21 protein-coding genes are annotated in these 19393 nt (G+C 64.2%); 13 read left to right on the forward strand and 8 right to left on the reverse strand.

Annotated elements, in window-relative coordinates:
• Position 1: 1 nt before the first annotated feature.
• From rplT to mqnB, 4 genes are all read left to right on the forward strand, one after another.
• Positions 2-358, forward strand: a complete 357-nt coding sequence (gene rplT, locus G584_RS0102245) for a 50S ribosomal protein L20 (RefSeq protein WP_028493147.1) — start codon at positions 2-4, stop codon at positions 356-358.
• A 68-nt stretch (positions 359-426) separates the two neighbouring features.
• Complete coding sequence (locus tag G584_RS0102250) at positions 427-891, forward strand: COG2426 family protein (protein ID WP_028493148.1); 465 nt, start codon at positions 427-429, stop codon at positions 889-891.
• Complete coding sequence (locus tag G584_RS0102255; protein ID WP_028493149.1) at positions 888-2549, forward strand: glycerol-3-phosphate acyltransferase; 1662 nt, start codon at positions 888-890, stop codon at positions 2547-2549. Before G584_RS0102250 ends, G584_RS0102255 begins: the two co-directional genes overlap by 4 nt.
• On the forward strand, positions 2549-3226 hold the full coding sequence (gene mqnB / locus G584_RS0102260; protein ID WP_028493150.1) for a futalosine hydrolase: 678 nt from the start codon (positions 2549-2551) through the stop codon (positions 3224-3226). The genes G584_RS0102255 and mqnB overlap by 1 nt, the downstream gene beginning before the upstream one ends.
• Positions 3227-3387: 161 nt before the next feature.
• On the opposite strand, the gene G584_RS0102265 is transcribed toward mqnB, so the two are convergent.
• From G584_RS0102265 to G584_RS0102275, 3 genes are all read right to left on the reverse strand, one after another.
• Complete coding sequence (locus G584_RS0102265; RefSeq protein WP_028493151.1) at positions 3388-4005, reverse strand: superoxide dismutase; 618 nt, start codon at positions 4003-4005, stop codon at positions 3388-3390.
• A 69-nt stretch (positions 4006-4074) separates the two neighbouring features.
• The gene (gene fumC, locus G584_RS0102270) at positions 4075-5472 is read right to left on the reverse strand and encodes a class II fumarate hydratase (RefSeq protein WP_028493152.1); all 1398 of its coding nucleotides are present in this window, start codon (positions 5470-5472) and stop codon (positions 4075-4077) included.
• Positions 5473-5492: 20 nt separating this feature from the next.
• Positions 5493-6236: a TerC family protein gene (locus G584_RS0102275; protein ID WP_028493153.1), complete on the reverse strand. Its 744-nt coding sequence runs from the start codon at positions 6234-6236 to the stop codon at positions 5493-5495.
• Between the two features lie 36 nt (positions 6237-6272).
• Here G584_RS0102275 and G584_RS0102280 point away from each other — a divergent pair, with 36 nt between their 5' ends.
• The 6 genes from G584_RS0102280 to cimA all read left to right on the forward strand — a co-directional run bounded on the left by G584_RS0102280 (position 6273) and on the right by cimA (position 13940).
• Entirely contained in the window at positions 6273-7238 is a 966-nt protein-coding gene (locus tag G584_RS0102280) for a YpdA family putative bacillithiol disulfide reductase (RefSeq protein ID WP_028493154.1), read from the forward strand.
• Between the two features lie 166 nt (positions 7239-7404).
• Positions 7405-9093 carry a biosynthetic-type acetolactate synthase large subunit gene (ilvB, locus tag G584_RS0102285; RefSeq protein WP_028493155.1) on the forward strand — a complete coding sequence of 563 codons (1689 nt, stop codon included), beginning with the start codon at positions 7405-7407 and terminating at the stop codon, positions 9091-9093.
• Positions 9090-9602, forward strand: a complete 513-nt coding sequence (ilvN, locus tag G584_RS0102290; RefSeq protein ID WP_028493156.1) for an acetolactate synthase small subunit — start codon at positions 9090-9092, stop codon at positions 9600-9602. The genes ilvB and ilvN overlap by 4 nt, the downstream gene beginning before the upstream one ends.
• Positions 9599-10612: a ketol-acid reductoisomerase gene (gene ilvC, locus G584_RS0102295; protein ID WP_028493157.1), complete on the forward strand. Its 1014-nt coding sequence runs from the start codon at positions 9599-9601 to the stop codon at positions 10610-10612. Before ilvN ends, ilvC begins: the two co-directional genes overlap by 4 nt.
• 56 nt (positions 10613-10668) lie before the next feature.
• Complete coding sequence (locus G584_RS0102300; RefSeq protein ID WP_028493158.1) at positions 10669-12231, forward strand: 2-isopropylmalate synthase; 1563 nt, start codon at positions 10669-10671, stop codon at positions 12229-12231.
• Between the two features lie 125 nt (positions 12232-12356).
• On the forward strand, positions 12357-13940 hold the full coding sequence (gene cimA, locus G584_RS0102305; RefSeq protein WP_028493159.1) for a citramalate synthase: 1584 nt from the start codon (positions 12357-12359) through the stop codon (positions 13938-13940).
• On the opposite strand, the gene G584_RS0102310 is transcribed toward cimA, so the two are convergent.
• Genes G584_RS0102310 through G584_RS0102320 form a run of 3 tightly spaced genes read right to left on the reverse strand, consistent with a single transcriptional unit; the run spans position 13912 to position 16248 of the window.
• A complete protein-coding gene (locus tag G584_RS0102310; protein ID WP_028493160.1) occupies positions 13912-14445 on the reverse strand; it encodes a Uma2 family endonuclease in 534 nt (177 codons plus the stop codon). The two genes, cimA and G584_RS0102310, sit on opposite strands and share 29 nt — an antisense overlap.
• A gap of 7 nt (positions 14446-14452) precedes the next feature.
• Complete coding sequence (locus G584_RS0102315; protein ID WP_028493161.1) at positions 14453-15229, reverse strand: ABC transporter permease; 777 nt, start codon at positions 15227-15229, stop codon at positions 14453-14455.
• A complete protein-coding gene (locus tag G584_RS0102320) occupies positions 15226-16248 on the reverse strand; it encodes an ABC transporter ATP-binding protein (protein ID WP_028493162.1) in 1023 nt (340 codons plus the stop codon). Before G584_RS0102320 ends, G584_RS0102315 begins: the two co-directional genes overlap by 4 nt.
• 24 nt (positions 16249-16272) lie before the next feature.
• Here G584_RS0102320 and G584_RS0102325 point away from each other — a divergent pair, with 24 nt between their 5' ends.
• The 3 genes from G584_RS0102325 to bshB1 are packed head-to-tail and all read left to right on the forward strand — an operon-like array spanning position 16273 to position 18344.
• Positions 16273-17055, forward strand: a complete 783-nt coding sequence (locus G584_RS0102325; protein ID WP_211218393.1) for an ABC transporter permease — start codon at positions 16273-16275, stop codon at positions 17053-17055.
• 10 nt (positions 17056-17065) lie between these two features.
• On the forward strand, positions 17066-17668 hold the full coding sequence (plsY, locus tag G584_RS0102330) for a glycerol-3-phosphate 1-O-acyltransferase PlsY (protein WP_028493164.1): 603 nt from the start codon (positions 17066-17068) through the stop codon (positions 17666-17668).
• Positions 17661-18344, forward strand: a complete 684-nt coding sequence (gene bshB1, locus G584_RS0102335) for a bacillithiol biosynthesis deacetylase BshB1 (RefSeq protein WP_028493165.1) — start codon at positions 17661-17663, stop codon at positions 18342-18344. The genes plsY and bshB1 overlap by 8 nt, the downstream gene beginning before the upstream one ends.
• Here the strand turns inward: bshB1 and G584_RS0102340 are convergent.
• Both G584_RS0102340 and G584_RS0102345 read right to left on the reverse strand, forming a co-directional pair.
• The gene (locus tag G584_RS0102340) at positions 18341-18958 is read right to left on the reverse strand and encodes a uracil-DNA glycosylase (protein ID WP_019550063.1); all 618 of its coding nucleotides are present in this window, start codon (positions 18956-18958) and stop codon (positions 18341-18343) included. The two genes, bshB1 and G584_RS0102340, sit on opposite strands and share 4 nt — an antisense overlap.
• Positions 18955-19323, reverse strand: a complete 369-nt coding sequence (locus G584_RS0102345) for a hypothetical protein (protein ID WP_019550064.1) — start codon at positions 19321-19323, stop codon at positions 18955-18957. The genes G584_RS0102340 and G584_RS0102345 overlap by 4 nt, the downstream gene beginning before the upstream one ends.
• Positions 19324-19393 lie beyond the last annotated feature (70 nt).

A 19393-nucleotide genomic window follows, 5' to 3' on the forward strand; every position in this document is an offset into this window, starting at 1 on the left:
AATGCCGCGCGCCAAAACGGGTGTCGTTCGCCGCAGGAGGCACAAGAAGATCCTCAAGCTGGCCAAGGGATATTGGGGCCTCCGCTCCAAGAGCTTCCGCAAGGCCCGGGAAACCCTCTTCGCTGCGGGCAACTATGCTTACGCCCACCGCAAGCGCAAGAAGCGGGATTTCCGCAGGCTCTGGATCGTGCGCATCAATGCCGCCTGCCGCCAGCACGGCCTAAACTACTCCAGCTTTATCCACGGCTTGAAGAAGGCGGGGGTGGAGCTGGACCGCAAGGTGCTGGCCGATTTAGCGGTGCGGGAACCCCAGGTCTTTGCTGAGCTGGTGGAGAAGGCCAAGGCGGCCCGCGCCTAAGGTGTTGTTTTCCGTGATCCGCCGTCCGGGTCCCGTGCAGATCTGGCGGCGGGTTTCCTATTGCGCCCATGCCTCCGGAACTTTACGTGATCCTGGTGGCCGCCCTACCGGTGGTGGAGCTGAGGGGAGCCATTCCCCTGGGGTTGGCCCTGGGGCTTTCCCCCGGGAAGGCTTTCCTGCTGGCCCTCTTGGGTAACCTGCTGGTGGCCCCGGTGGCCCTCTTCCTCCTGCCTTGGGCGGTGGCGCTTTTGACCCGGGTTCCCTTTCTGGCCAAGCTCTGGGCAGCCCTCGAGGCCCGGGTGCGCCTCAAGGGGGAGGAGCAGGTGCAGCGCCTGGGGGCCCTGGGCCTTTTCCTTTTCGTGGCCGTGCCCTTGCCGGGCACCGGGGCCTGGAGCGGGGCGGTGCTGGCGGTGGTCTTGGGCCTAAAAAGGCGCTACGCCCTCCTGGCCATCTCCCTGGGGGTGCTGGCTGCCGGGCTTATCGTTCTCCTCCTTACGGGTGGAGCGGTGGCCGGGCTAAACTACCTGCGATGATGCCCGTCCTCCTACCCCTTTCCTATGCCCTGGGCGCCTTACCCTTGGGGTACTGGCTGGCCAGGCGGCGGGGGGTGGACCTGCGCACGGCAAGCCCCTATACCCTGGGTTTGGAAACGGCCTTGAGGCGGCTGGGGCTGGGCCTTACCCTTTTGGCCTTCCTCCTGGACTTCGCCAAGGGGTACTTGCCCCTGGCCCTAGGGAGGGGCTTGGGGCTTGGCGTGGAGGAGCTTTTGGCCCTGGGGGTGGCGGTCTACCTGGGCCACCTTTATCCCCTCTTCTTCCGGGATCCCTGGCCCCTTCGGGCCAAGGGGGCGGGGGTTCTTTTGGGGGTGCTGGCGGGGTTACCCCTGGAGCCAGCCTGGGGCATGGTCCCCGTGGCCTTGGGCCTTGCCCTTTACGCCCTCACGGGCTATGCCTCCTTGGGGGCCCTGGGGCTTCCCTTGGGCCTCTTTGGCGTCCTTCTTTTCGGTGGGTTTCCCCTTGGAGCCAAGGTCCTTGGGGGCCTGCTTTTTCTCCTGGCCCTTTGGCGCTACAAGGAGAACCTGGGCCGTATCCTGGAAGGCACCGAGCCCAGGCTGGGTAGCCCCCTGCCCTTGCCCTCGCAAAGGCAGGTGGTTTGCGCCTTTCTCATCCATCCCCTCACGGTGGAGGATTTCTGGCAGAGCCCCCGTTTCCGCTGGGCCCGGCCCCTGGTGCGCCTGGGACTTCTGAAGCAGGCCTGGATAGAACGTTTGGCGGAGCTTTTCCGCCCCATGAAGGTGGGGGAGGTAAGGGGAGTGAGGACGGCGGATGGCCGGGAGGTCCTATGCCACCTCATCTCCGCTCCCCTTCTGCCCCACCAGATCAAGGCTAAGCCGGAGCTGGCGGTAAGGCGGGCCATCCAAGGGGCCAGGCTTGCCAAGGAGCTTGGGGCCACGGTGGTGGGCCTGGGGGCCTTTTGGAGCGTGGTGGGGGAGAAGGGTAAGAGGGTACAGGAGGCGGTGCCGGATATAGAGGTGACGAACGGGGGGGCCTACACCGCGGGCACCGTCAAAGCGGCCATTCCCGGCATCCTGGCCCACTTTGCCCAAAGCGGCAAGGACCTGAGAAACACCACGGCGGCGGTGGTAGGGGCGAACGGGGTGGTGGCCTTCGGCATCGCCCGGCAGATCGCTCCCTTGGTGGGGCGGCTTATCCTGGTGGGCCGGGACCGGGAGCGCCTGGAGAAGTCGGCGGAAAGCCTTCGGAAAAACCTGGAGCGAAAGGGGCAAGCGCCTGAGATCCAGGTGACCACCGAGGTGGCCGCCATCCGGGAGGCGGACCTGGTCTTCACCGCCACCAGCGATCCGAACCCGGTGATCTACCCTGAGCACGTGAAGCCGGGAGCCTGGATCTACGACGAGGGCGTGCCCCCCGACGTGCATCCCTCGGTTAGAGAGGTACCTGGGGTCAGGGTCATCCCCGGGGGTGTGGTGCGGCTTCCCGGGAGGGCAAAGGCCACCTTAGACCTTCACTTCGGTGCCCCCGACCAGGTGCCTGCCTGCCTGGCGGAGACCATGATCCTGGCGGCGGAGGAAGCCTTTGATCGCAAGAGCCTGGGGGGCGAGGTGAAGGCGGAGAACATCCAGTTCTTCGTGGAGCGGGCGGAGGCCTTGGGGTTTAAGGTGGTGGAGTGATGTGGCTTCTCCTCTCCCCCACGGTCCTCGAGGCCCCCTTCCTCCGGGGCGAACCCTTCTCCTTCCTGGGGAGGAAGGGGCTTAGGGGAGAGGGTTTCGTCTGGCTGGAAACCGGGATCGGCAAGGTGAACGCGGCCCTTACCCTGGCCGCCTGGGCCAGCCAGGATTCTGTGGAGAAGGCCTTGCTTTTCGGCATCGCCGGGGCCTACCCGGGCTCGGGCCTCCTTCCTGGGGATGTGGTCCTGGTGGGGGAGGAGGTGGAGGCGGACCTGGGTACCCAAGAGGGCCTTAAGCCCTTGGGCTTTCCCGCCTTGGAGGTGGGAGGAAAGGCCTACTACAACCGATTTCCCCTGGATCCGGGCCTTACCCGGGCTTTGGCCCGGATGTTGGGCCTCCGGGTGGTGGTGGGGCTCACCCGGGACCGGGTTTCGGAAAACCCGGGGGAGGCGGAGGCCCTGGCCTCGCGCTGGGGGGCCCAGGTGGAGAGCATGGAGGGAGCCGCCTTCGCCCGAGCGTGCCTGGCCCTGGGCATCCCGGGGGTGGAGGTTCGGGCTATTTCCAATCCGGCAGGGGTGCGGGACAAGGGAGCGTGGAGGATTCCCTTGGCGGTGAGGGCTTTGGAGGGAACCTTGGCCCCCATCCTTGGGGGAGCCTTCCCGGAGGGGCTCCAAGGATAATCCCTTGTTCGCCTGGGGTGTCCCCTGGCCGAAAGCGAGGTGGGCTTTGAAGGGGAGCTTTTCCAGGGCGCTCACCTGCTAGGAAACCCTGGGCGGACGGCGGAACCGGGGGAGAAGACAAACCCCCACCCGGGGGGTCCGGGTGGGGGACTATATTTCCCTTAGCCCTTCCGCCGGAAGAAGGCTTCCGCCTTGTCCCAGTTCAGCACGTTCCAGATGGCCTGGAGGTAGTCAGCCCGGCGGTTTTGGTACTTGAGGTAATAGGCGTGCTCCCACACGTCGATGCCCACGATGGGGGTGAACCCCTCCATGATGGGGTTGTCCTGGTTGGGGGTGGAGATGACGTGGAGCTTGCCGAAGGGATCCTTGACCAGCCAGGCCCAGCCGGAGCCGAAACGGGCCATGGCCGCTTGGGTGAGCTTTTCCTTCAGGGCAGCGAAGCCCCCAAACTGCTCGTCGATGGCCTTTTTGAGTTCCCCCACCGGCTCTTTAGCCCCCCCGGGGGTTAGAAGCTCCCAAAAGAGGCTATGGTTCAGGTGCCCACCCCCGTTGTTGCGCACCGCGGTCTGGATGTCCGCGGGCAGGGCGGCCAGGTGGCGCAGGAGCACTTCCACCTCCACCCCGTGCAGGTAGGGGTACTTCTCTAAGGCGGCATTCAGGTTGTTCACATAAGCCCCGTGGTGCTTCTGGTGGTGGATCTCCATGGTCTTGGCGTCGATGTGGGGCTCGAGGGCCTCGTACGGGTAACCCAGTTCCGGTAGCTTAAACGGATACGGCATACTTCACCTCCCAAACCTCACTATAGGGGTGCCCACCCGGCTTGGGGGTGGGCATTCTCACAAATGGCCTCAAGCCTCATGGGGTTTGGCCAGCTTCACGGGAACCACGATGCGGTCAAACTCCTCCTCCGTGAGGTAGCCCAGCTCCAAGGCAGCTTGCTTCAAGGTCTTCTTTTCCTTGATGGCTTTCTTCACGATCTCCGCCGCCTTGTCGTAGCCGATGGCCTTGTTCAAGGCGGTGGCCAGCATGGGGTTTTTCTGGAGGTGTTCCTCTATCCGTTCTAGGTTGGGCTCTATCCCCTTGGCCAGATGCTCGTTGAAGGATTCCATGGCGTCGGCCAGGAGCTTGATGGATTCGAGGGCGGCATCCACCATCACCGGCTTGAAGACGTTGAGCTGGAAGTTCCCCTGGCTTCCGGCAAAGGCCACGGCGTGGTCGTTGCCAAAGACCCGCACCACCACCATGGTGAGGGCCTCCACCTGGGTGGGGTTCACCTTGCCGGGCATGATGGAGGACCCAGGCTCGTTGGCGGGGATGAAGATCTCCCCGATGCCCCCATAGGGCCCGGAGGCCAGCCAGCGGATATCGTTGCCGATTTTCATCAGGGCCCCGGCCAGGGTGCGCAAGGACCCCATCACCTGCACCAGCTCATCGTGGGCGGCCAAAGCGGCGAAGCGGTTCTCCGCCACCTTAAAGGGCAGGCCGGTTTCCTCGGCCAGGTAATGGGCCACCCGTTCCCCGAACCGGGGGTGGGCGTTCAGGCCCGTGCCCACCGCCGTGCCGCCGATGGCCAAGTTATAAAGCCCTTTTCCCGCCTCCTTGACCATGGCCAGGGTGTTCTTAAGCTGGGCCGCCCAGCTTCCCACCTCCTGCCCCAGGGTGATGGGTACGGCGTCCATCAGGTGGGTGCGCCCCACCTTCACGATGCCGTCGAAGGCCTTGGCCTTTTCCTCGAAGGTGGCGATGAGGGCCTCCGCCGCCGGGTAAAGCCTTTGGTGGAGGGCCAAAGCCACGGCCACGTACATGGCGGTGGGGAAGGTATCGTTGCTGCTCTGACCCCGGTTCACGTGGTCGTTGGGGTGAACGTACTTGGAGCCCAGGGGCTTTCCCAGAAGCTCCGAGGCTCGGTTGGCGATGACCTCGTTCACGTTCATGTTGGTCTGGGTGCCGCTTCCCGTCTGGAAGACCACCAGGGGGAAGTGGTCGTCCAGCTTCCCGGCGATGACCTCCTCCGCCGCCTGGATGATGGCCCGGGCGATCTCCTCCGGAAGCTCACCCAACTCGAGGTTGGCTCTGGCTGCCGCTTTCTTCAGCAGGCCGTAGGCCCGGATCACCTCCAAGGGCATGCGGAAGCGCCAGGCGCCGATTTTGAAGTGCTCGAGGGAGCGCTGGGTCTGGGCACCCCAGTAGCGGTCCGCCGGTACCTTGACCTCGCCCATGGTGTCCCGTTCGATCCGGTATTCCATACCGCACCTCCAGCCCGATTTTACGCCTCCTCCTCGTAGGGCTCGTGGAGCTTGACGGGTTTCCCCCTAAGCCCTGCGCGGAGGTTAAGCCACTCCACCAGCACGGCGAAGCCCATGGCGAAGTACACGTACCCCTTGGGGATGTGTACCCCCATGCCCTCGGCCACCAGGGTGAAGCCCACCAAAAGCAGGAAGGAAAGGGCCAGCATCTTCACCGTGGGGTGCTGGTTCACGAAGGCGTAGATGCCCTTGGAGGCCAGGAGCATGATGGCCACGGAGAGGAGGATGGCCGCCACCATGACGGGTATGAAGCGGGTGAGGCCCACGGCGGTGATGACGGAGTCTATGGAGAAGACGATATCCAGAAGAAGCACCTGCCCGATCACCGAGGCAAAGGAGGGAGCCACCCTTTTCACCGCATGGCCGGGTTCCCCTTCCAGCTTTTCGTGGATTTCCTTAACCGATTTGTAGATGAGGAATAGTCCCCCGGCGATCAGAACCAGGTCCTTGCCCGTCACCTCGTGGCCCAAGAGGGCGAAGAGGGGTTTTTTCAAGGCCATGATCCAGGCGATGGAAAGGAGGAAAAGGATGCGGGTCAGGGCAGCCATGGAGAGGCCCAGCATCCGGGCCCGGTCCTGCTGCCCTTTGGGCAGTTTGGAGGCCAGGATGCTGATGAAGATGACGTTGTCTATACCCAAGACCACTTCTAGCACCGTGAGGGTTATGAGGGCCACCCAGACCTCGGGGTTGGTGAGCCAGTCCATGGGAAGGAGTTTACATGGCCGCGTAGACTGGGGGGCATGGTGGACGTGCTCATCGTGGGGGCTGGGCCCGTGGGCCTGGCGGCGGGTATCGAGGCCAAGCGCCGGGGCCTGAGCCACCTGATCCTGGAAAGGGGCACGGTGGCGGAAACCATCTACCGCTTCCCCCGGCGGATGGTCTTCTTCTCCGAGTCCAAGAACATCGAGATCGGGGGCCACCCTTTGGTGTCCCAAGGACCCAAGCCCACCCGCCTCGAGGCGCTTCTCTACTACCAGAAGGTGGCGGAACGCGAGGGGCTTCGGGTCCTCACCTACACGGAGGCGGTGGGCATTGAAGGGGAGGAAGGAGCCTTTAAGGTCTTGGCCCGGGATCGGTTTGGGGAGAAGGCCTTTCCTGCCCGGTACGTGGTGGTGGCCACGGGTTACTTCGGAAACCCTAACCGCCTGGGGGTGCCGGGAGAGGACTTGCCTCACGTGTTTTACCGCTACGAGGAGGCAGCTCCCTTCTTCGGCAGGAAGGTGGCGGTGGTGGGGGGGAGCAACTCGGCGGTGGAGGTGGCCTTGGACCTGTACCGGGGCGGGGCCCAGGTGGCCCTGGTCCACCGGGGCAAATGGGTGCGCCCTAGCGTGAAATACTGGCTTCTCCCCGACTTTGAGAACCGGGTGAAGGAGGGAAGCATTCTGGCGGTAATGGAGGCCAAGGTGAAGGCCATTACCCTCGAGGGCCTAATCCTGGAAAGACCCCAAGGGGAGGAGTTCTTGGAGGCCGACTTCATCCTGGTTCAAATTGGCTACCGGGCGGAGGATCGCCTCCTTAAGGAGGCCGGAGTACGCTACGAGGGGGAGAAGCCCTGGCTTTCCTCGGAATGGGAAACCTCGCGCAAAGGGCTTTTCGCCATCGGTTCCTCGGCCTATGGGCCGGACACCCGCACGGTGTTTATCGAAAACGGCCGGGAGCATGCAAGGGTGGCCATTGCCGCCATTGCCCGCCGCCTGGGCTCTTGACACCCTTCACAAGGGACGCTAGGATAAAACCCAAGATGCGCTTTGGCCTCATCCTATCCCTAGGCCTGGTCCTAATCGTAGGGCCAGCGGGGGGTGGGGTGTAGCGTTTTAGGGCGCATCCAAAACCCCCCGGAGAATCCGGGGGGTTTTGGTTTAGGAGGGGGAGATGAAGGGAGCGGAGGCACTTTTGAAGGCGCTGGAGCGGGAAGGGGTGGAGGTCATTTTCGGCCACCCAGGTGGGGCCATCATGCCCACCTACGATGCCCTGTACGACAGCCCCATCCGCCATATCCTGGTTCGGCACGAGCAAGGGGGAGTTCATGCCGCCACCGCCTACGCCCGGGTTTCGGGCAAGGTGGGGGTGGTGATGGCCACCAGCGGTCCCGGGGCTTTGAACCTGGTGACGGGTCTGGCGGATGCCTACATGGACTCCACTCCCGTGGTAGCCATCACCGGGAACGTGCCCCGCAACCTCATCGGTACCGATGCCTTCCAGGAGGCGGACGTCACTGGGGTGACCATGCCCATCACCAAGCACAACTACTTGGTGCAAGAGGTGAACGACATTCCCCGGGTGGTGAGGGAAGCCTTTCACATCGCCTCCACCGGGAGGCCGGGGCCGGTGCTGATCGATCTGCCCAAGGATGTGCAGCTGGCGGAGTTCAGCGGCACCTTTGACGTGGAGCTGGACCTCCCCGGGTACAAGCCCACCACCAAGGGCCACCCCAAGCAAATAGAGCGGGCCCTGGATGCCCTGGAGAAAGCGGAGAGGCCGGTCCTGATGGTGGGGGGTGGGGCCCAGCACGCCCACGGGGAGCTTCTGGTCTTTGCGGAGAAAACGGGAATTCCCGTGATCACCACCCTTATGGGCCTGGGGGCCTTCCCTGGGAACCACCCCCTTTGGTTGGGGATGCCTGGGATGCATGGCACCGTGGCCGCCAACCGGGCCATCCACCATGCGGATGTGATCCTGGCCATCGGCCTGCGCTTTGACGACCGGGTGACGGGGAAGGTGTCCCGGTTTGCCCCCCATGCCCACACCATCATTCACGTGGACATCGATCCGGCGGAGATCGGCAAGCTGGTGCGCACCCACATTCCCATCGTGGGGGACGCCCAGGCTGTTCTTCGGGAGATGCTGAAAGGGGCCAAGCCTTTGAAGCTGGCCTCTTGGTGGCGGCAACTGGAGGAGTGGCGCACCCGTTACCCCTTGCGCTGGAAGCCTAAGCCCTACCTGCAGAGCCAGGAGGTCATCAAGGCCTTTGCCGAAGCCACGGGGGGGCATGCCATCGTCACCACCGGGGTGGGGCAGCACCAGATGTTCGCCGCCCAGTTCTTCCCCGTGACCCGGCCGAGAAGCTTCATCACCTCCGGGGGCTTGGGCACCATGGGGGTGGGCCTTCCCTTCGCCATCGGGGCCAAGGTGGCCCGGCCGGAGGAGCTGGTCATCGATTTCGACGGGGACGGCTCCTTCCAGATGACCCTTCAGGAGCTGGCCACTGTGGTCAAGTACAAGTTGGACGTGAAGGTGGTGGTCCTCAACAATGGCTACTTGGGCATGGTGCGGCAATGGCAGGACCTCTTCCACGCCAAGCGCTACTCCGAGGTGTACCTGGCGGACTCCAACCCCGACTTCGCCCGCCTGGCGGAGGCCTACGGCATCAAGGGGGTCAAGGTGGAGCGCAAGGAGGATCTGATGAAGGGGGTGGAGGCCGTGCTTTCCACCGATGGGCCCGTGGTGGCCGAGTTTAAGGTCTACCACGAGGAAGGAGTCTTCCCCATGATTCCGGCCGGGGGTGCGGCGGAGGACATGATCCTCGAGCACCCAGAGGAGCGGGAGGAGGTGGAGGCGTGAGGCACATCATCTCCGTCCTGGTGCAGGACCACCCCCGGGTCTTGAACCGCATTACGGGCCTTTTCGCCCGCCGGGGCTTCAACCTGGAGAGCCTGGCGGTGGGGACCACCCATGTGCCGGGGCTTTCCCGCATCAGCCTGGTGGTTTCAGGGGACGACCACACCCTGGAGCAAGTGGAAAAGCAGCTGAACCGCCTGATCGAGGTTTTGAAGGTGACCGACCACTCCGAGCCCCATGTGGAGCGGGAGCTGGCCCTGGTTAAGGTGCACGTGGCCGGAGTGGAGGAGAGATTGGCGGTGAAGGACATCCAGGAGGCCTTCCGGGCCCGGGTGGTGGATGTGGCCCAGAAGAGCCTGATCTTGGAGCTCACCGGGGATTCCAAAAAGATAGACTCCTTCATCGAGGCCCTTAGGCCTTATGGGATCCTCGAGGTCATGCGCACCGGAGCGGTGGCCATGAGCCGAGGAGAGCGCACCCTTAAGGTCAGGGAAAAACGGGAGGCGGTATGAAGATCTATTACGAGCACGACGCGGACCTAGGCTTCATCCAGGGCAAGAAGGTGGCGGTGCTGGGCTTTGGCTCCCAGGGGCACGCCCACGCCCTTAACCTCAAGGATTCGGGGGTGGATGTGCGGGTGGGCCTTAGGCCTGGGTCTAAGAGCGCCGCCAAGGCGGAGGCTATGGGCCTTAGGGTCCTTTCCGTGGCCGAGGCGGTACGGGAGGCGGACATCGTCATGGTTCTCCTTCCCGACGAGACCCAGGGCCGGGTTTACCGGGAGGAGATCGAGCCCAACCTTAAGGAGGGAGCGGCCTTGGCCTTCGCTCATGGCTTCAACATCCATTTCGGCCAGATCAAGCCCAGAAGGGATCTGGACGTCTGGATGGTGGCGCCCAAGGGCCCTGGCCACCTGGTGCGGAGCGAGTACGTAAAGGGAAGTGGGGTGCCGGCTCTGGTGGCCGTGCACCAGGATGCTTCGGGTTCAGCCTTCCCCACCGCCTTGGCCTACGCCAAGGCTATAGGGGCGGCCCGGGCTGGGGTCATCCCCACCACCTTCAAGGACGAAACGGAGACCGACCTCTTTGGAGAGCAGGCGGTGCTGTGCGGGGGGCTTACCCGGCTGATCCAGGCGGGGTTTGAAACCCTGGTGGAGGCGGGCTACCCTCCGGAGATGGCCTACTTTGAGACCGTGCACGAGGTGAAGCTCATCGTAGACCTCATTTACGAGGCGGGCTTCGCCGGGATGCGGTATTCCATCTCCAACACCGCCGAGTACGGGGATTACACCCGAGGCGAGGTTTCGGTGCCGGTGGAGGAAACCAAGAAGCGCATGCGGGAGATCCTCCGCCAGATCCAATCCGGGGAGTTCGCCCGGGAGTGGATGCTGGAAAACCAGGTGGGCCAGCCGGTTTTGGAGGCGAACCGCAAGCGCTGGAAGGAGCACCCCATCGAGGAGGTGGGGGCGAGGCTTCGGGCCATGATGCCCTTCCTGCGGGCGAGGGTATTGGAGGAGGTAGGCTAGGTGGGTTCCGAAGGCCCCCCAGATGGGGGGCCTAGTGCGTTTTAGGGAGGGAGAAGATGGAGATGGAAAGGCACATCCGGATCTTCGACACCACGCTTAGGGATGGGGAACAGAGCCCAGGGGTAGCCCTTTCCCTGGACCAGAAGCTGGAGATCGCCCACGCCTTGGCTCGGCTCAACGTGGACATCATCGAGGCGGGCTTCCCCGTATCCGGGCCTTTGGAGTTTGAGGCGGTAAGGCGGATTGCTGAGGAGGTAAGGGGCCCCATCATCGCCGCCTTGGCCCGCACCCATACCCTGGACATCGACCAGGCGGCCAAGGCCTTGGAGAAGGCGGAAAAGCCCCGCATCCACGTCTTCACCTCGGCTTCCAAGATCCACCTCGAGTACATGCTGAGGAAAACCGAGGAGGAGGTCTTGGAGATGGCGGACAAGATGGTCCGCTACGCCAGGAAGTACGTGGACGACGTGGAGTTTTCCGCCCAGGACGTGATGCGGGCCGACTGGGAGTTTGTGAAGCGCCTTTACGAGGTGGCCATCGAAGCGGGGGCTACCACCATCAATATCCCCGACACCACCGGCTACGGCACGCCCGCTGAGTACGGGGCTTTGATCCGGCGCATCCGGGATGAGGTGGTGCGGGGCCGGGATGTGATCATCTCCACCCACACCCACGACGACCTGGGCTTGGCCACCGCCAACGCCCTGGCGGGCATAGAGAACGGGGCGGGGCAGGTGGAGTGCACCATCAACGGCATCGGGGAGCGGGCGGGCAACACCTCCTTGGAGGAGGTGGTCATGGCCCTTTACGTGCGCCGAGACTGGTACAAGGCCAAGACCCAGATCAACACCCGGGAGATCTACCGGGTTTCCCGCCTGGTGGAGCGCTACACCGGCATACCTGTGCCCCCCAATAAGGCCATCGTGGGGGACAATGCCTTCGCCCACGAGTCGGGAATCCACCAGGATGGCGTCTTGAAGCACCGCTCCACCTACGAGATCATGGACGCCGAGCTCATCGGCAGGCGCCCCGCGGTGATCGTGCTGGGCAAGCACTCTGGGCGGGCGGCCTTTAGGAAGGCCCTCGAGGACCTGGGTTACAAGGACCTCACGGAGGAGCAGCTTAAAGTGCTTTTCTCCCGCTTCAAGGAGATCGCTGAGAAAAAGGGTCCCCTTTCCGCCGAGGAGCTTCAGGCCCTGGTGGAAAGCGAAAGGGAACCCGCTTCCCACTTCTTCGTCCTGGAACACGTGCAGTTCTTCTCGGGCTCGGGCCTTCTGCCCACGGCCACGGTGAAGGTCAAGACCCCGGATGGGGAGAAGGTGGCTACGCATACCGGGGATGGTCCGGTGGATGCCGTCTACAAGGCCATTCAGGAGGCCATCGGCCTCAGGCCTGAGCTCGAGCTCTACCGGGTGGAGGCCATTACGGGTTCCACCGAGGCCCTGGGCCAGGTAACGGTTAGGCTTCGCCTGGGGGAGCTTCAGGCGGTGGGGGTAGGGGTATCCCCGGACATCGTGGAAGCTTCGGCCCTGGCCTTCCTGGACGCCGCCGGCAAGCTGGCCAGCGGCCGTGCCACCCGCCACCCGCCCTCCATTGAGGAGGTTCAGCGGGGGCTCTAACGCCACCCCACCCTGGCGTAGCCAGGGTGGGGGCTCCGGGGAAAGGCTTCATTAAGTGTGTTTTCCTTGGCCCTAAGGGAGCAGGGTTCAGTAAGGGAGGGTACACGGCTCTAGGGGAGAAGGAGATGGTGGAGATTTTGGATACCACCCTCAGGGACGGGACACAAGGGGAAGGGATCAGCCTTTCCGTGGACGACAAGGTGGCCATCGCCAAGCGCCTGGCGGCCTTTGGAATACACCTCATCGAGGGGGGTTGGCCGGGGTCCAACCCCAAGGACGCCGAGTTTTTCCGGCGCATGAAGGGGGTGGACCTGGGGGAGACGAGGTTGGCCGCCTTTGGGGCCACCAGGCGGAAGGGGCTTTTGCCGGAGGAGGATCCCTCGGTTCTGGCCCTGTTGGAGGCGGAAACCCCGGTGGTGGTCCTCTTCGGCAAGAGCTGGACCCTCCATGTCCTCGAAGCCTTGGAAACCACTTTGGAGGAGAACCTCCGCATGATCGAGGACACCGTGGCCTTCTTCACCAGGCGGGGAAGGCGAGTGGTGTACGATGCGGAGCACTTCTTTGACGGGTACAAGGAGGACCCCGGTTACGCCCTGGCCACCTTGGAGGCGGCGGTCAGAGGTGGGGCGGACACCCTGGTCCTCTGCGACACCAACGGGGGCACCCTGCCCGAGGAGGTCTACGCCATCACCAAGGCGGTGGTGGAGCGCTTCCCCCATTTGCGAATCGGCATCCACCCCCACAACGACGCCGAGCTGGCGGTGGCCAACGCTTTGGCGGCGGTGAGGGCGGGGGCCACCCACGCACAGGGCACCATCAACGGCTACGGGGAGCGCTGCGGCAACCTGAACTTGACCAGCTTCCTTCCCACCTTGGTCTTCAAGTACGGCATTCCCGCCATTCCGCCGGAAAGGCTAAAAGGGCTTAAGGAGCTCTCCCACTTCGTGGACGAGAGGGCCAACCAAACCCCCAACCGCCGGGCCCCCTACGTGGGGGAGGCAGCCTTTGCCCACAAGGCGGGGGTGCACGTCTCCGCGGTCTTGAAGAACCCCCGCACCTACGAGCACATTCCTCCTGAGTGGGTGGGGAATGGCCGCCGCTTCCTGGTGTCCGATGTGGCAGGACGTTCCAACCTCCTGGCCAAGCTTCAGGAGCTGGGGGTGGACCTCTCCAAGGAGGAGGCCAAGCGTCTATTGGATGAGGTCAAGGCCTTGGAATACGAAGGCTACGCCTTCGAGGGGGCGGAGGCCAGCTTCTACCTTCTGGCCCACCGCCTGAAAGGGGGAAGCTTGCCCTTCAGCGTGGAGGGGTTTTCCGTCTTCGTCCACGGCAGTGGCCTGGACACCGCCTGGGCCGAGGCCACGGTGCGGGTCAAGGTGGGCGAGAGCCTCCAGCACACGGCAGCGGAGAGCCCCTTTGGCCCGGTCTCCGCCCTGGACCGGGCTTTCCGCAAGGCGGTGTTGCAGTTTTACCCGGAGCTTTCCGACGTGGAACTCACCGACTACAAGGTGCGCATCCTTTCCGGCCAAGAGGCGGGGACCAACTCCGGGGTACGGGTGATGATCGAGATGAAGCGGGGGGAGGAGCGCTTCGCCACCGTGGGGGCCAGCGAGAACATCCTCGAGGCCTCCTTGAAGGCCCTCACCGACGGTTACGCCTACGCCCTCCTTTACCCGAGCCTCAAGGAGACGGTGCCCAGGGCAGGCTGATCTCGGGGAAGGCCGAGGGGCTTACGGGCTCGGAGGGGGAGAGGAGGCGGATGAACCGGTAGCGTCCCTCCCGGGGCTCCCGGTAGACCTCGAGGAGGTTCTCCTTTAGGTTCACAAGCCATACCTCGGGGATTCCTGCTTCGGCGTAAAGGGGAAGCTTAACCTCCCGGTCAAACTCCAAGGAGGTGTCGGCTACCTCCACGAGCAGAAGAACATCCTCAGGGCGGGGGAGCCGGCCCTCGTAGCGTTCCAAGGGAGGTTGAAGCACCAGGAGATCGGGTTCGGGCTCGGAATCCTCCGAAAGATGAAGGGGGGACTGCACCGCCACCAAGGCCTTGCCTTGGAGAGCCTCCTTCAACATGTGATCGAGGCGCATCACCGCAAGAAAGTGCTTGGGTCCAATCGGGCTCATCTGGTAGACCTCTCCCCTTAGGAGCTCCACCCGGGGGACATCCCGGAAGGCCCGCTCAAATTCCTCCACGCGGAAGCGGTAGCGGGTGGCCATGCCTCCATTATGCCCCTTGGCCCGAGTAGTGCCTTAGCCCCATGCGCCACAAGAGCCGCCAGAGGAGAAGAAAGGCCATGCCCCAGAAGAGCATCACCCAAACCCCCGGGAACAGATCCACCGTTTGCCCGGCCAGGAGGGCTGCGGGCAGGTAGACCAGGTAGGGGAAGGGGGTGAGGAGGGCCAGGGTCCTTAGGGGTTCGGGGAAGACCTCGAGGGGGGCGATGGTGCCGGAGAGGAAGAGGTAGAGGAGGAAGAAGACCTCTTCCACCGAAACCGCCCGCTCCGTGAAGAAGGTGAGCATGGCGGTGGTGTACTGCATCAGGTAGCGGAGCAAAAAGGCCAAAAGGGTGAAAAGGAGCCCTAGGAGAAAGGGGCCAGGTTCGGGCACAAAGCGGGCTTCAGGGAAGAGCCAGAAGAAGAGGAGGGTGAGGAGCACCACGAAGGGCAACCGGGCCAGGCGCTCGGCCACGTGGGCCGCCAGGTGGTCAAAAAAGGGGTCAAGGGGCCTCAGAAGCCGGAAGGAAAGCCGTCCTTCCACCACGTCCCGCTCAAACTCCCACACCACCCAGACCACCGTGGCCTGGCGCACCAGGAAGACCATGAGGAAGTAACGGGCAAACTCCCCTGGGGACAGGGCAAACTCCCCCTCCCTGGCCGCTTCGGTCCAGACCCCTAGGAGGATGAGGGGCAAGGCCCCGGCCAGGGCCCAGAGGAAGAGTTCCGCCCGGTACTCCAGCATGTAGGCCAGGTAGACGGTGAGGAGGGTTTGGGCTTTCCTCATGCTTCCTCCAAGGCCGGGCTCTGGGTCGGCCCCGAAGGGGCGATCTTGTACACCCGGGCGATGACCTCTTCCAAAGGGGGGTCCCGCACCTCGAGGTCCTCCACGGGAAGCCTTTTGAGGATCTCCGCTACCCTTTCCGTAAGCCTCTCCCGGGGCACCAGAAGCCGGGCCTTAAGGCCCTCGAGGTCCCTGACCTCTCCAAAGGCCAGGAAGGCTTCCCTGGGCAGGGGGTAGGCCAGGGTGAGCCCCACCTCCCGGTAGGGGGCGAAGCGTTCCAGAAGCCCTGCCAGGGGTCCATCGTAGAGCAGCCTTCCCTGGTGGATCACCAAGACCCGCTCCGCCAGGGCAGCGATGTCCGCCATGTAATGGCTGGTGAGGAGGACTGTGGCCCCGTAGCGCCGGTTGTACTCCCGGATGAACTCTCGCACCGCCACCTGGGCGTTCACGTCCAGGCCCAGGGTGGGTTCGTCCAGAAAGAGCACCTCCGGGCGGTGGAGAAGGGCCGCCAGGAGCTCGGCCTTCATCCTTTCCCCCAGGGAGAGCTTGCGCACGGGCTGGTGGAGCTTATTCGTTAGGGAGAGCATTTCCGAAAGCTCCGAAACCCGCTTCCGGAACTCCCCTTCGGGGATATCGTAGATGGCGGCGTTGAGGCGGAAGGTGTCCAGGGCGGGCAGGTCCCAGATGAGCTGCTGCTTGTTGCCCATCACCAGGGTGATCTTTTTCAAAAAGGCCTTTTCCCGTCGCCAGGGAATGTGCCCCGCCACCACCGCCTTACCCCGGGTGGGGTGGATCAGGCCGGTGAGCATCTTCAAGGTGGTGGTCTTGCCCGCCCCGTTGGGGCCCAGAAAGCCCACCACCTCGCCCCTTGCGATTTGGAAGTTCACCCCTTCCACCGCCTTCACCGTGCGGTACTGGCGGAAGAGGAAGTGGCGCAGGGTGGCAAGGAGGCTTTCCTCCTTCAAGGCCACCCGGTAGTGCTTGGTGAGGTCCTGGGCAAGGATGATGGGTTCCGCCGACACCCCTATAGTCTACCCTGTGGTCTAATGTTTCCTGTGCGGTACCTGAGGGTTTTCCTCCTTTTCCTTCGCCTCAGCCTGGCGGCGGAGATGGAGTACCGGCTCAACTTCCTCCTGGGCCTTCTCTCCTCGGCCCTGACCCTTCTTGGGGCCCTGTTTGGTCTGGTGCTCCTCTACCAAGGAGGGTACCGGCCCGGAGGGTGGGCCTGGGAGGAGGCGCTTTTGGTCCTGGCGGCCTTCACCCTCCTTCAGGGCCTGGGGGGCACCCTTTTGGCCCCAAACCTCAACAAGATCGTGGAACACGTGCAGCAGGGCACCCTGGACTTCGTCCTTCTGAAGCCCTTGGATCCCCAGTTCTGGCTTTCCTTAAGGGTATTTTCCCCATGGGGCCTGGGGGATTTTCTCCTGGGGCTCGGCCTTCTTTTCTATGCAGGGTTGCGCCTGGGGCTTGGGGCTTGGGACTACCTGGCCTTCGCCGGATACTGGGTGCTGGGGGCCTTGATGCTCTATAGCCTCTGGTTCCTCCTGGCCACCACCAGCATCTGGTTCGTGAAGATCTACAACGTCACCGAGGTCCTTAGGGGGCTACTGGAGGCGGGCCGGTTTCCCGTGGGGGCCTACCCGGCCTTGTACCGGGTTTTCTTCACCTTCGTGGTACCCGTGGCCTTCCTCACCACCGTGCCCGCCCAGGCCGCCCTAGGAAGGGGAGAGGTTCCCCTTCTCGCCTCGGGCCTGGCTCTTTTCCTGTTCCTCCTCGCCCGGGGGTTTTTCCGCTTCGCCCTAAGGAGCTACACCTCGGCGAGCAGTTAAAATCCCCCCTATGGGGTCGGCGCTTCTGGCTCTGGTGGTGGCCTACCTCTTCGGCTCCATTCCCGCCGGGGTTCTGGTGGCCAGAACCTACGGGGTGGACATCCGCAAGGTGGGTTCGGGCAACATCGGGGCCACCAATGTCCTCAGGGCCTTGGGGCCTGGGCCCGCCTTGATGGTGGCCTTCTTTGATGTCTTCAAGGGTGGGGTGGCCGTCTTGATCGCGCGGGCGGTGGGGATAGAGGGACCCCTTTTGGGCGGGGTGGCTTTGGCGGCGGTGCTGGGCCACAACTACTCCCTGTTTTTGGGGTTTAGGGGGGGAAAGGGGGTGGCCACCAGCTTCGGCACCCTCCTCTTTCTGGATCCCATCCTGGCCCTGTGGACCTTCCCCATCGGGGTGTCGGTGATGCTCCTCACCCGGTACGTGTCCGCGGGGAGCATGACCGGGGGGGTGGCGGCCATGGTTTTGGCCCTGGCCCTTTCCCGCCCCCTTTGGGAGGTGGTCACCGTGGGCCTCATGGCCCTTCTCATCTTCTGGACCCACCGGGAAAACTTGAAGCGTCTCCAGGCGGGAACGGAAAGGCGCCTGGGGGAGAAGGAGGGAGGTCATGCTTGACCTCCTGGTCCTTGCTCCTCATCCCGACGACGGGGAGCTGGGATGCGGGGGTACCCTGGCCCGGGCCAAGGCCGAGGGGCTCAGCACGGGGATTTTGGACCTCACCCGGGGGGAGATGGGTTCCAAGGGTACGCCGGAGGAGAGGGCCAAGGAGGTGGAGGAGGCAAGCCGCATCCTGGGCCTAGACTATAGGGGCAACCTGGGCTTGCCGGATGGGGGGCTTGGGGATGTGCCGGAGCAGCGCCTTAAGCTTGCCCAGGCCTTGAGGCAGCTCAGGCCCCGCATCGTCCTCGCCCCCCTCGAGGCCGACCGCCACCCCGATCACACCGCGGCAAGCCGCCTAGCGGTGGCGGCGGTGCATCTGGCAGGCCTCAGGAAAGCCCCCCTAGAGGGGGAGCCCCACCGGGTGGAGCGGCTTTTCTTCTACCCTGGAAACCATCCCTTTACCCCGAGCTTCCTGGTGAAGATCTCCGCTTTCATAGATCAGTGGGAGCAGGCGGTTCTGGCCTACAAGAGCCAGTTTTCCGGGGAGGGGGTGAGCGAGACCGTGGGGCCCAAGGGGGTGGAGGCCAGGAAGGCCATGCGCCGCTACTTCGGCAACTACCTGGGGGTGGACTACGCCGAGCCCTTTGTGAGCCCCTTGCCCGTCCTCTACACCCCCTGGAGCCGGGCCTAGAAGAGGGGCTCCTGGCTCACCGTCTTCACCTGGCGGCGTTCCTTGGGGGGAAGGGCATCCAGGGCCCGCTTCACCTCCTGGATGTCCAGCCAGGTGAGGTGCTTGGGGCTTCCCGGGGTACGGCTCGGGTTTCGCAGGAGGTAGGCGGGGTGGAACATGGGAAAGACCCGGATCCCGTGCCACTCAAACCACTGTCCCCGCACCTTGGTGATGGAAACCTTCTCCCCGAGGAAGAACTCCGCTGCCACCGCTCCCAAGGGGACGATGATCTGGGGGGCGATGAGCTCGATCTGCTTGAGGAGCCACTTGTCCGTGCAGACCTTGGCCTCGTCGGGAAGGGGGGCGCGGTTTCCCGGGGGGCGGCACTTGACGATGTTGGTGATGTAAACGGATTCCCGGGGGATGCCGGCGGCCTCGAGGATCCGGTTGAGAAGCTGCCCCGCTTTCCCCACGAAGGGGCGCCCCGTCTTGTCCTCCTCTTCGCCCGGCCCTTCCCCCACGATCATCAGCTGGGCGTCAGGGTTCCCTTCCCCGAAGACCACCTGGGTGCGGCCTTCCGCCAAGCGGCAGGCGGTGCAGGCCCTGGCCTGAGCTTGTAATAGTTCCAGGGTCATTGCAGGGGTTTGCGGGCCTTCCGGGCCTCCCGCCGGGTCTTGGGGTCCAGGCCGATCATGAGGAAGAAGTTCTCCAGGGCGTTTTCCTGGCCCTTGATCTCGGGGTACTGGTCCTCCGGGGTGCCGGTGACAAAGGGCAGGGATTTGTAGAGCTCCAGGGCGTACCGCACCACGGCCTCCGGCCCCTCGGCCTCCGCCACCTCGGCCAGCTTGGCGTAGACCTCGCGCCGGGCTTCCGCATGGCGGCGGAAGACCTCCGGGTTCGGCGTCTCCGGCGCCCGGAGGACGTCCTGCTTGGCGATGCGGCGGTAATGCTTCAAGCCCCGAACGATCTCCTCCGTGGTCAGCGTGATCTTGAACTCCATCCCCGCTCCTTTCCGGCCTAAGGGCCCTACCTTTGGGAGATTATATAGCCGGGAGGGAGGGCAAAGCCAG

Origin of the sequence: Thermus antranikianii DSM 12462, from assembly GCF_000423905.1 — a bacterium.
GTDB classification, from domain to species: Bacteria; Deinococcota; Deinococci; order Deinococcales; family Thermaceae; genus Thermus; species Thermus antranikianii.

Excerpts from the sequence above, each read along its gene's own strand:
- rplT (WP_028493147.1), top strand. The coding sequence starts at position 2 with ATGCCGCGCGCCAAAACGGGTGTCGTTCGCCGCAGGAGGCACAAGAAG.
- G584_RS0102250 (WP_028493148.1), top strand. The coding sequence starts at position 427 with ATGCCTCCGGAACTTTACGTGATCCTGGTGGCCGCCCTACCGGTGGTG.
- G584_RS0102255 (WP_028493149.1), top strand. The coding sequence starts at position 888 with ATGATGCCCGTCCTCCTACCCCTTTCCTATGCCCTGGGCGCCTTACCC.
- mqnB (WP_028493150.1), top strand. The coding sequence starts at position 2,549 with ATGTGGCTTCTCCTCTCCCCCACGGTCCTCGAGGCCCCCTTCCTCCGG.
- G584_RS0102265 (WP_028493151.1), bottom strand. The coding sequence starts at position 4,005 with ATGCCGTATCCGTTTAAGCTACCGGAACTGGGTTACCCGTACGAGGCC.
- fumC (WP_028493152.1), bottom strand. The coding sequence starts at position 5,472 with ATGGAATACCGGATCGAACGGGACACCATGGGCGAGGTCAAGGTACCG.
- G584_RS0102275 (WP_028493153.1), bottom strand. The coding sequence starts at position 6,236 with ATGGACTGGCTCACCAACCCCGAGGTCTGGGTGGCCCTCATAACCCTC.
- G584_RS0102280 (WP_028493154.1), top strand. The coding sequence starts at position 6,273 with ATGGTGGACGTGCTCATCGTGGGGGCTGGGCCCGTGGGCCTGGCGGCG.
- ilvB (WP_028493155.1), top strand. The coding sequence starts at position 7,405 with ATGAAGGGAGCGGAGGCACTTTTGAAGGCGCTGGAGCGGGAAGGGGTG.
- ilvC (WP_028493157.1), top strand. The coding sequence starts at position 9,599 with ATGAAGATCTATTACGAGCACGACGCGGACCTAGGCTTCATCCAGGGC.
- G584_RS0102300 (WP_028493158.1), top strand. The coding sequence starts at position 10,669 with ATGGAGATGGAAAGGCACATCCGGATCTTCGACACCACGCTTAGGGAT.
- cimA (WP_028493159.1), top strand. The coding sequence starts at position 12,357 with ATGGTGGAGATTTTGGATACCACCCTCAGGGACGGGACACAAGGGGAA.
- G584_RS0102310 (WP_028493160.1), bottom strand. The coding sequence starts at position 14,445 with ATGGCCACCCGCTACCGCTTCCGCGTGGAGGAATTTGAGCGGGCCTTC.
- G584_RS0102315 (WP_028493161.1), bottom strand. The coding sequence starts at position 15,229 with ATGAGGAAAGCCCAAACCCTCCTCACCGTCTACCTGGCCTACATGCTG.
- G584_RS0102325 (WP_211218393.1), top strand. The coding sequence starts at position 16,273 with ATGTTTCCTGTGCGGTACCTGAGGGTTTTCCTCCTTTTCCTTCGCCTC.
- plsY (WP_028493164.1), top strand. The coding sequence starts at position 17,066 with ATGGGGTCGGCGCTTCTGGCTCTGGTGGTGGCCTACCTCTTCGGCTCC.
- bshB1 (WP_028493165.1), top strand. The coding sequence starts at position 17,661 with ATGCTTGACCTCCTGGTCCTTGCTCCTCATCCCGACGACGGGGAGCTG.
- G584_RS0102340 (WP_019550063.1), bottom strand. The coding sequence starts at position 18,958 with ATGACCCTGGAACTATTACAAGCTCAGGCCAGGGCCTGCACCGCCTGC.
- G584_RS0102345 (WP_019550064.1), bottom strand. The coding sequence starts at position 19,323 with ATGGAGTTCAAGATCACGCTGACCACGGAGGAGATCGTTCGGGGCTTG.